Annotated in this window: 8 protein-coding genes; 4 read left to right on the top strand and 4 right to left on the bottom strand. The window is 70.8% G+C overall.

What is annotated here, in order from left to right; genetic code table 11:
* Positions 1-869, bottom strand: an 869-nt coding sequence (gene ruvB, locus ACLBX9_RS10090) for a Holliday junction branch migration DNA helicase RuvB (RefSeq protein WP_447718837.1), incomplete at its 3' end; no start/stop codon positions are given.
* A complete protein-coding gene (locus ACLBX9_RS10085) occupies positions 870-1,115 on the bottom strand; it encodes a DUF6894 family protein (protein ID WP_010687350.1) in 246 nt (81 codons plus the stop codon).
* 233 nt (positions 1,116-1,348) lie between these two features.
* Here ACLBX9_RS10085 and ACLBX9_RS10080 point away from each other — a divergent pair, with 233 nt between their 5' ends.
* The 4 genes from ACLBX9_RS10080 (at position 1,349) to ACLBX9_RS10065 (ending at position 9,156) form a co-directional block, all read left to right on the top strand.
* A complete protein-coding gene (locus ACLBX9_RS10080; RefSeq protein ID WP_447718836.1) occupies positions 1,349-1,711 on the top strand; it encodes a hypothetical protein in 363 nt (120 codons plus the stop codon).
* Between the two features lie 323 nt (positions 1,712-2,034).
* Positions 2,035-4,911, top strand: coding sequence for a PAS domain S-box protein (locus ACLBX9_RS10075; RefSeq protein ID WP_447718835.1), 2,877 nt, complete (start codon positions 2,035-2,037; stop codon positions 4,909-4,911).
* Positions 4,912-5,138: 227 nt separating this feature from the next.
* Complete coding sequence (locus ACLBX9_RS10070) at positions 5,139-5,699, top strand: PAS domain-containing protein (RefSeq protein ID WP_010687353.1); 561 nt, start codon at positions 5,139-5,141, stop codon at positions 5,697-5,699.
* Positions 5,680-9,156: a chemotaxis protein CheB gene (locus ACLBX9_RS10065; protein ID WP_447718834.1), complete on the top strand. Its 3,477-nt coding sequence runs from the start codon at positions 5,680-5,682 to the stop codon at positions 9,154-9,156. The genes ACLBX9_RS10070 and ACLBX9_RS10065 overlap by 20 nt, the downstream gene beginning before the upstream one ends.
* 163 nt (positions 9,157-9,319) lie before the next feature.
* Here the strand turns inward: ACLBX9_RS10065 and ACLBX9_RS10060 are convergent, their stop codons facing one another.
* Positions 9,320-9,736 carry a DUF1236 domain-containing protein gene (locus ACLBX9_RS10060; protein ID WP_010687355.1) on the bottom strand — a complete coding sequence of 139 codons (417 nt, stop codon included), beginning with the start codon at positions 9,734-9,736 and terminating at the stop codon, positions 9,320-9,322.
* A 44-nt stretch (positions 9,737-9,780) separates the two neighbouring features.
* Positions 9,781-10,020, bottom strand: coding sequence for a hypothetical protein (locus ACLBX9_RS10055; RefSeq protein WP_010687356.1), 240 nt, complete (start codon positions 10,018-10,020; stop codon positions 9,781-9,783).
* Positions 10,021-10,110: the final 90 nt, after the last annotated feature.

Below are 10,110 nucleotides of genomic sequence, written 5' to 3'. Positions count from 1 at the left end.
TCGATCCCCACAGGCCCGCCCCCGAACGAGCGCGCGATCAGACCCAGGTACTTGCGGTCCATCACGTCGAGCCCCGCCCCGTCCACGTCGAGCAGTTGCAGCGCCCGGTCGGCGATCGCCCGCGTCACCGTCTCGGCCTCCGCCACGACCGCGAAGTCCCGCACCCGCCGCAGCAGGCGCCCCGCGATCCGCGGCGTGCCCCGCGCCCGCCGCGCGATCTCGTTGGCCCCCTCCGCCGACATCCCCAAGCCCAGAACCCGCGCGCCCCGCGCCACGATCTGCTCCAGCTCGTCGATCTCATAGAACTCCAGCCGGATCGGGATGCCGAACCGGTCGCGCAGCGGCGTGGTCAAGAGACCCGCCCGCGTCGTGGCGCCCACCAGCGTGAACTTGGGCAGCTCGATCTTGACCGAGCGCGCCGCCGGGCCCTCGCCGATGATCAGGTCGAGCTGGTAGTCCTCCATGGCCGGATAGAGGATCTCCTCCACCGCCGGGTTGAGCCGGTGGATCTCGTCGATGAACAGGACGTCGCGCTCCTCCAGGTTGGTCAGCTGCGCGGCCAGGTCCCCGGCCTTGGCGATCACCGGACCGGAGGTGGAGCGGAAGTTCACGCCCAGTTCGCGCGCCACGATCTGGGCCAGCGTGGTCTTGCCCAGGCCCGGCGGGCCGACAAACAGCACGTGGTCGAGCGCCTGCCCGGTCTTGCGCGCCGCCTCGATGAAGATCTGCATGTTCGCCCGCGCCGCCCGCTGACCGATGAACTCGGACAGGCTCAGCGGACGGACCGTCTGATCAACGTCATCCCGGCCCGCGCCCGTCCTCAGCGGGGCCGTCTGCGGCTGCCGGACCGTCTTCGTCGGCGTCGTCATTCAGGCCGCCACCTTCACCCGGTCGAGCGACGGCTCGAAGGGTTGGACCAGCACGCGGCGCCCGGTCAGGTCGTGCACGCTGACGCGCCACTCGGCCCAGTCGCTCCGGCTCGCCAGAGACTGCCGCACATCGGCCGCGACCTGCCGTGCCCGCTCGACCAAGCGCGATGATGCGCGAACCTCGCGACCCCGCGCATCAAACACGCATTCGAGACCGTTGGTACAGTGAAACCGGTAGCGTGCCATCCCTCGCTCCTCCGCGTCGATATGGGCGCGTCCCACTCTTCGTTCACTATATGTTCTCGTTTCGGCAGGATCCAGCCCCGGCGAAGCGCCGCAGGGCGGCTGGACCGCGCCAAAACGATCCTCCGGCGATCCGCAACGATCCGCAACCCGGCCTTGGGAGTTGGAGAACAGTTCGCAGCCGGTCTGAAGGTCCGGCTTCGAGGCGATCAGAGCGATGGAGCGTCGGACGGGTCATGGAATCGGTCGTGGAACGGATCTGGTCTCTTCGATGGATGATCGCCCTTCTGGTCGTGGGCACGCCCGTCGCGGCGGCCGCGCAGGGTGGGAGCCTCGTCGTCCAGGACACCAAGCTCCACACGCCGCCGGATTCGCACGAGCCCCAGCGCGCGCAGGTCGACCTGCGCAATCCAGGTCCCGATGCGGTGGTGCAGGTGACGCTCCTCTGCACGTTCACCGGTGCCGGCGGCTCGGTCCTCGACACGCAGACGACGTCGGTGCCGCGCGTTCCCGCCCGCGCCAGCGTGCGGGCGGAGGCGATCTATTATGGCTGGCCCCGGGCCAACGGCGCGGCATGCCGGCTCGCCGAGGGGCGTTAGAGCGCTTCCTGCCGAACCGGATACCGGTTCGGCGCAAGGGATCGCATCACAACGAGAACCGAGAGTTGTGACCGCCCTGCCCGCGGACACCGCGCGGGCGACGGACGCCCGAGGATCTGCGTTGAGTGCCGGCCCCGTGTGGCGCCGGAGGCCCGTTTCCGGCAGAAGGCCGTCACCAACCCTTTGAGAACGGCAGTCCCGCCCCACGTGACCGTTTCCGCCGCCAGCCCGAACGAGACCGCCCGTGCCTCCTGCCCGCGCACCGGCCCGGTCGCGCGCGCGGCGGGGGCGCCGGATCCGGCTGCCCGGCGCGGGGTCTGACCGTGAACGCCGCCGGAACCGACGACCTCCTGCAACGCGTCCGTGCGCTGGAAGCGGAGGCCGCCGAACTCCGCGACCGGGCTCAGCGGCAGCGGGCGATCCTCGACAGCACCACCCAGTTCGCCGTCATCGCGACGGACCGAGAGGGCCACGTCACCGACTGGAACACGGGCGCGGAGCGCATCCTCGGCTGGAGTGCAGGCGCGATGCGCGGCAAGTCCATCGCGCGCCTGTTCACCGCCGAGGACCGGGCGGCGGGCCGCCCCGAAGCCGAGATGCGCGCGGCCCTGGACCACGGCCGGGCCGAGGATGACGGCTGGCACATGCGCGCCGATGGCAGCCGCCTCTGGGCGTCGGGCGAGATGATGCCGCTGCGCGACGGGGCTGGCGCCTATCTCGGCTACGTGAAGGTCCTGCGCGACCGCACGGACCTGCACGCCACCGGGCTGGCCCTGCGGGCGGCCGAGGGCCGCTTGGTCCGGGCACAGGAGGCCGGCGGGATCGGCCTGTTCTCCGTGGCCGTCGATGACGGAATCGTGGAGCCGACCCCCCATTTCTGCCGCCTCTTCGGCCTGCCGGAGCGCGAGACCTACCCGGCCGCGGCGCTCGAAGCGCTGATCGTCCCGGAGGACCGGCCCCGCGTCGCGACCGCTGGAAGTTTCGAGGACGGCGCGATCCTCCGGGATGTCGAGTACCGCATCCGGCGGCCGGATACCGGGGAGATCCGCTGGATCGCGCGTCGGGGCGACCTTGAGCGCGACGCCGACGGGCGACCCGTCCGGTTCTCCGGCGTGGCGCGCGACATCACCGAGCAGCGGCAGGCCCAAGAGGCCGTCCGGGCCGGCGAGGAGCGCTACCGGACTCTGTTCGAGGCCATCGACGACGGCTTCTGCATCATCGCGTTCTTCGACGGTCCGCACGGCCCGCTGAGCGACTACGTCCACGTCGAGGCCAACCCCGGCTACGAGCGCCACACCGGGATCCCCGACATCGTGGGGCGGACGCTGCGCGACCTCGTCCCGGCGGAGGATGCGGAAGCTTGGCTCACGCTCTACGGCGGCGTGCTCCGCACCGGCACCGCGATCCGGTTCGAGCGCTACTTCGCGCTGGTGGACCGCACCATCGAGGTCTCGGCGGCCCGGATCGAGCCGGCAGGCCGGCGCCAGGTCTCGGTGCTCTTCCGGGACATCACCGCCCGTCGGAAGGCCGAGGACGCGCTGCGCGCCAGCGAGGCCATCGCCCGGACCAACGTCGAACGCGTGCAGCTCGCCCTGGCGGCCGGAGCGATCATCGGCACGTGGCTCTGGGACCTGCCCAGCGACCGCTTCACCGTGGACGAGGCGTTCGCCAAGAGTTTCGGCCTCGACTCCGCCCTCGGGCGCGACGGCCTGACCCTGGCGCAGGTGGTGGAGACCGTCCACCCGGACGACCAGGCGGGGCTCGCCGCGGCGATGCAGGCGGCGATCGCGCGGGGCGGGACCTACGCGCACCAGTACCGGGTCCGCCGCGCCGACGGGCACTATTACTGGCTGGAGGCGAACGGCCGGGTCGACCACGGGCCGGACGGGACACCCCTGAGCTTCCCCGGCGTCCTCATCGACGTGGAGGAGCGCCGCGCCGTCGAGGCCGAGCGGGACCGGGTCACCGCCATGCTGCGCGCGCTCAACGAGACCCTGGAGCAGCGCGTCGCGGAACGGACCGCCGAGTTGATGCGGGCCGAGGAGGCCCTGCGGCAATCGCAGAAGATGGAGGCGGTCGGCCAGCTCACCGGCGGTCTCGCCCACGACTTCAACAACATGCTGGCCGGGGTCGTCGGCTCGCTCGAGCTGATGCAGACCCGGATGCTGCAGGGCCGGGTCGGGGACCTCGACCGCTACATCACCGCGGCGCAGGGCGCGGCCAAGCGCGCCGCCGCCCTCACCCACCGCCTGCTCGCCTTCTCGCGCCGCCAGACCCTCGATCCGAAGCCGACCGACGCGAACCGGCTGGTCGAGGGCATGATGGAACTCGTGCGCCGCACGGTCGGTCCCGCGGTGGCGATCGAGACGGTGGGGGCCGGCGGCCTGTGGCCCACCCTGGTCGACCCGAGCCAGCTGGAGAACGCGCTGCTCAACCTGTGCATCAACGCCCGGGACGCCATGCCGGCGGGCGGGCGCATCGTCATCGAGACGGCCAACCGCTGGCTCGACCATCGCGCCGCGCAGGAGCGCGACCTGGAGCCGGGCCAGTACGTGTCGCTCTGCGTCTCGGACAACGGTACCGGCATGACCCCCGACGTGGTCGCGAAGGCCTTCGACCCTTTCTTCACCACCAAGCCCATCGGCGAGGGCACGGGGCTCGGCCTGTCGATGATCTACGGCTTCGCCAAGCAGTCGGGCGGGCAGGTCCGGATCTACTCGGAATACGGCCACGGCACGATGGTCTGCCTGTACCTGCCGCGTCACCTCGGCGAGGCGGAGGGCGAGGCGGCTCTGCCGGACCTCGCCCACGCGCCGCGGGCCGAGCAGGGCGAGACGGTCCTGGTGGTGGACGACGAGCCGACCGTGCGGATGCTGGTGACCGAGGTTCTGGAAGACCTCGGCTACGCGGCGATCGAGGCGGCGGACGGCGCCTCGGGCCTCAAGGTGCTGCAGTCGGACGTGCGCATCGACATGCTGATCACCGATGTCGGCCTGCCCGGCGGCATGAACGGCCGCCAGATGGCCGATGCCGGGCGCGAACGGCGCCCGGACCTCAAGGTCCTGTTCATCACTGGATACGCCGAGAATGCCGCGCTCAACCACGGCCACCTCGGCCCCGGCATGCAGGTGATGACGAAGCCCTTCGCCCTGGAGGCGCTTGCGACCCGCATTCGGGGCATCATCGCGGGCGAGGGGTGAGGGGGCCTGGACTCAAGCGGACGGGTTGGGAAGCATCGCCCGGTTGACAGGTCTGGTAGTCCAGGCTTTCCCCCGCAGAGAAGGAGTGCCGCAGTGCCCCGCATCCTCCAGGGCCGGCAGCGCGCAGAGGACGAGCCGGGCGGCGCGTGCCATCAGGACGGGCCGCCCTAGATCGAGCGTTCGGACACACCGCGTCGGACCGAAACGGAGGCGACAGAGAACCTGCCGTGGACACGCATACCATCCCGACCGAACTTAAGGCCTATTTCGAGACCTCCCACATCGCGCTGGCGCTGGCCTCCGTCGGCGACGACAACCCCCTGCTGCTGGTCAACGCGCCCTTTCGCACCCTGACCGGGTACGAGGACGCGGATGTCGTCGGCCGCAACTGCCGCCTCCTGCAGCGCGATGCCGAGAACCGCGAGGCGCGCGCCAAGATCCACGCCTTCCTCGAGGGCGACCGGCTGGCTTCGGTGCGCACGCCGATCGTGAATTTCCGCAAGGACGGGCGGCCGTTCGTCAATCTGCTGTACATGTCCAAGCTGAAGACGCTGTCGGGCGAGGTGCGCTTTCTTTTCGCATCCCAATTCGACGTCAGCCGCTCGCAACCCGAGTTGCTTTCCGCGTACGATACCGAACTCAGCCGGACCTTGTCCCGGCTGAGTCCGACGCTTGCTGAGAGTGGTATGGTCATCGAGGGGTCCCTGATGACCATCGCCAACACGGTCGCCACCGTCGCGCAGGCCAAGCTCACGCTCGCGGATCTCGATGCACCAGGATTTCCATAACGAGCCCGGAGGCGCCGCCTCCGAGGTTCTGGGCGGCAGCGGGCAGGTGGTGCCGGCTCCCTTCGCCGGGCCGGTGGTGGGGATCGGCGCCTCGGCGGGGGGGCTCGAAGCCCTGCGCGAGATGCTGGCGCGCGCCCGGCCGCCGACGGGCATGGCCTTCGTCATCGTCCAGCACCTCGACCCGAACCACGAGAGCATGCTGGCCCAGCTCCTCGACCGGCAGACCGAGCTGCACGTGCTCCAGTGCGAGGGCGGCGAGCGCATCGCGGGCGACACGGTCTACATCATCCCGCCCGGGCGCGGCCTCGCCATCCAGAACGGCGTCCTCGAACTCACCCAATTCGTGCAGCCGCGAGGGTTGCGGCGGCCGATCGACGACTTCTTCCTGTCGCTCGCCGTCGACCAGCAGGCGAACGCCGCCTGCGTGATCCTGTCGGGCACGGGGGCGGACGGCACGACGGGCCTGCGCGCCGTGAAGGAGCACGGCGGTGTCTGCGTGGCGCAGCAGCCGGACACGGCGCGCTACGACGGCATGCCGCTCTCGGCCGTGGGGACGGGCCTCGTCGACTACGTGCAGCCGCCCGGCGAGATCGTGGATTGCCTCGCGGCCTTCTTCCGCCGCCGCGGCACCGATACCGGCGGCGGCGAGGAATCCGGTCCGGTCGCCGATCATCTGGACGACCTCTGCCGGGTGCTGCGCACGGCCGTCGGTCACGATTTCGCCGGCTACAAGCGGACCACGCTGGTGCGGCGGGTCGAGCGGCGCATGCACGTGCTGGGCCTCGAATCCGCCCGCGCCTATCTCGCCCGCGTCCGCGCCGACAAGGCCGAGTGCGAGGCGCTGTTCCGCGACCTGCTCATCAACGTCACCCGCTTCTTCCGCGACGCCGAGCTGTTCGAGATCCTCCGCGAGCGGGCGATCGAGCCCCTGCTGCGCACCCGCAACCCGGACGAGGACGTCCGGGTCTGGATCCCCGGCTGCTCCAGCGGCGAGGAGGCCTACAGCATCGCCATGCTATTCGCCGACGCGGCCCGCCGCCTCGACCTGCCGCCGGCGGTCCAGATCTTCGCCACCGACATCGACGAGCGCATGCTCCAGATCGCCCGGGAGGCGAACTACCCGGCCGCAGCGCTCGCCGACATCCCGGCGCATCTGCGCGAGCGCTACATCGTGCCCCACGCCGAGCGATTCACCATCGCGGCCGAGATCCGCGACCTGATCCGCTTCTCCAGCCACAGCCTGGTCAAGGACCCGCCCTTCTCCCGGGTGGACCTGCTCTCCTGCCGCAACCTGCTGATCTATTTCGACGATCGGCTCCAGCAATCGGTGGTGCCGCTGTTCCACTACGCGGTGCGGCCCGGCGGCTACCTGTTCCTCGGCCCCTCGGAGAGCGTCAGCCGCTTCGAGCAGCTCTTTCCCGCCATCGACCAGCACGCCCGCCTGTTCGAGCGGCCGCCGGGCGCGCCGCACTACCCGATCGACCTGCCCGGCAGCGCCCGGCGGAGCGAGCCGAGGCAGGGCGGCCGCGGGGAGCGCCGGGGCGAGCCGTCGATCGCCGACGAGACCGTGGCGGTGCGGCGCGTGGTCGAGCGCTACGCCCCGCCCAGCATGGTGCTGAACGAGGACGGCGGCATCATCGCTGCCTACGGGCGCCTGAGCCGCTACTTCGACTTCCCGGTCACGCGGACCGGTGGCACCAGCGCCATCACGCTGGCGCGGCCGGGCCTGCGCGACGTGATCGGGCCCCTGCTCCGCCAGACCCGGGACGCGCGCAAGCGGGTCGTCGTCCGGGACGTGGAGATCCGCTCGGATTACGGCACCCAGGCGATCGAGCTGGTCTGCGACCCCCTCCCCGACGGGGCGATGCTGCTGATCCTGCGCGAGACCGGCACGTTCCAGCCGTCGGACGACCTCGACCTCATGGAGATGGACGCCGGCGGCGACCACGTGGAGGCCCTGGAGGAGGAGCTGCTGCGCACGCGCTACAAGCTGCGCTCGGCCGTAGAGGAACTGGAGACGACGAACGAGGAGCTGAAGAGCTCGAACGAAGAAATGATGTCGATGAACGAGGAGCTCCAGTCGACGAACGAGGAGCTCTCCACGGTCAACGACGAGCTGAAGACCAAGGTCGAGCAACTAACAGTTGCCAACGCCGACCTGCGCAACTTCTTCGAATCGACCGACCTCGCCGTCATCGTGCTGGACCGCGAGCTGCGGGTGCGCAGCTACACGGCGGCGGCCTTGACGATCTTCCCGCTTCAGCCGGGGGACCGCGGCCGGCCGCTGGCCGACGTGGCGAGCCGGCTCGCCGGCCAGGACTACCTGCACGACGCGCAGGAGGTCTGCGCCGGCGGCTCGACGATCGTCCGGCGCATCACCACCCGGGACGGTGACCGGACGCTGTCGTTGCGGGTCCTGCCCTATCGCCTGCAGAACGGCAGCGTGGACGGCGCCACCCTGGTGCTCACCGACATCACCGAGGCCCTGTCGCTCGAGCGTCAGCTCGCCGCCGAGCGGGAGCGCCTGGAACTGGCCGTCAAGGCCGGGGGGATCGGCGTCTGGGAGTACAGCCCCGACGCCGGGACCATCCTGGTCGACAGCACCGCCGGCGCGATGTTCGGCCTCGCGCCCGACACCGCCCATCCCACCGCGGCCCTGATCGCCTGCGTCACGCCCGAGGACCGCTCCGGCCTGGAGGCGGCCCTCGCCGAGGCCGCGCACGGGCTGGACGAGTTCGAGGCCCGCATCCGGGTCCGCCCGGCGGAGCACGCGCCCCGGCACATCCGCAGCTACGGGCGCCTGACCCGGAGCGGCGACCGCAAGCGGATCGTCGGCGTCTGCATCGACGTCTCGCCCGAATACGCGCTCGCCGAGACCCGCGACCTGATGCTGCGGGAGATGAACCACCGGGTGAAGAACCTGTTCGCGATCATCGGCGGCATGATCTCGGCCGGCGCCCGGACGCACCGGGAGATCGGGGTCTTCGCCTCCGACATGCGCGACCGCATCTCGGCGCTGGGGCGGGCGCATTCCCTGGCCGATCCCACCGACGGCCAGGGCATGAGCGACCTCGCGGGCCTGATCGGCGCGACGCTCCGGCCCTACCGCGACCACGTCCCGACGGTGATCGAGGGGCCGCTCGTCACCATCAACTGGCGGCACGTGTCGTCGCTGGCGATGATCCTGCACGAATGGGCGACGAACTCGGTGAAGTACGGGGCCCTCGGGGCGGAGGACGGATCGCTGTCGGTGACCTGGGAGCGGACGGACGGGCTCGTCCTCGCATGGCGCGAGCGGATGGCCCGCGTCCCGGAGCCGAGGCCCGGACGGGGTTTCGGGACGATGCTGGTGGAGATGTCCCTGCGCCAGCTCGAAGCGACCGTGACGCGCAGCCACGACGCCGCCGAGTACCGGATCACGCTGCATCTGCCGGAGGCGGCACTCCTGCGGAGCTGACGCGCGTTCAGGGTGCGCACGTCGAAGAGAGTCACCCGTCCTTGCGAGCGCAGCGAAGCAATCCAGGGCAGCGCCATGCTGGCGATGACGCGCGACACTGGATCGCTTCGCTGCGCTGCCAAGGACGGGACGGGGCGCCGGGACGAGCCGGCGCCCCACCCCCTCAGTCGATGACCTCGACGATGCGGTGACCGCGATCGACCAGAACCGGCTGGTCGTTGACGATCGTGTAGCGGTAACCCGGCCGCACCCGGTACTCGGTGGGCACGTCGTAATAGGTCACGCTGTCCTCCGGCAGGACGGTGCCGACCCGGACCGGACCGCCCCAGCTGTACGAGCGCACGCCGCGGTCGCGGACGTAGCTGCGGAAGCGCGGGCGGTCGTCGACGCCCAGGATTCCGCCCACCGTACCGGTCGCCGCGCCGACCGCGCCGCCGACGATGCCGCCGACCGGACCGGCTGCGGCCGAACCGGCCTCGGCTCCTTCGGCCGCGCCGCGCAGGGTTCCCTGCGCCTGGGCCGAGATCGGGAGGGCGAGCACGCCGGCGGTGGCCAGCGCGAGAAGGATCTTGTTCGTCATGAGGATAACTCCTGGAACGTCAGAGGAAGCGGCGAGGCGGTGCCTCAGTTGCAGCCTTCCTTGTGGACGGTCTTGGAGTTGCCCATGCCGTCCTCCTTGTGGACGGTCTTCGAGCCGCAATCGACGCTGCCGGTGGTGACCTCGCGCTTCTCGACGACGGTATCGCGGTGGTCGACGACGGCGGGGCCGTCGCGGCGGATCACCGTGGTGTCCTCGGCGCTCGCCGGCACGGTCGCGCCGCAGAGGGCCGCGAACAGGGCACCCGAGAGAAGAACAGTACGCATTGATAGCCTCCTGAATTTAACTGAAGGCAGCAACGGCAAGATTGGAAAAGCGTTCCACGAATCCCTGCCCGTATAATGCGCATGCGTTCC

The organism is Methylobacterium sp. A49B (assembly GCF_053346215.1).
Note: the sequence above shows the minus strand (reverse complement) of the source record. Positions and strands in the feature narration are given on the sequence as shown.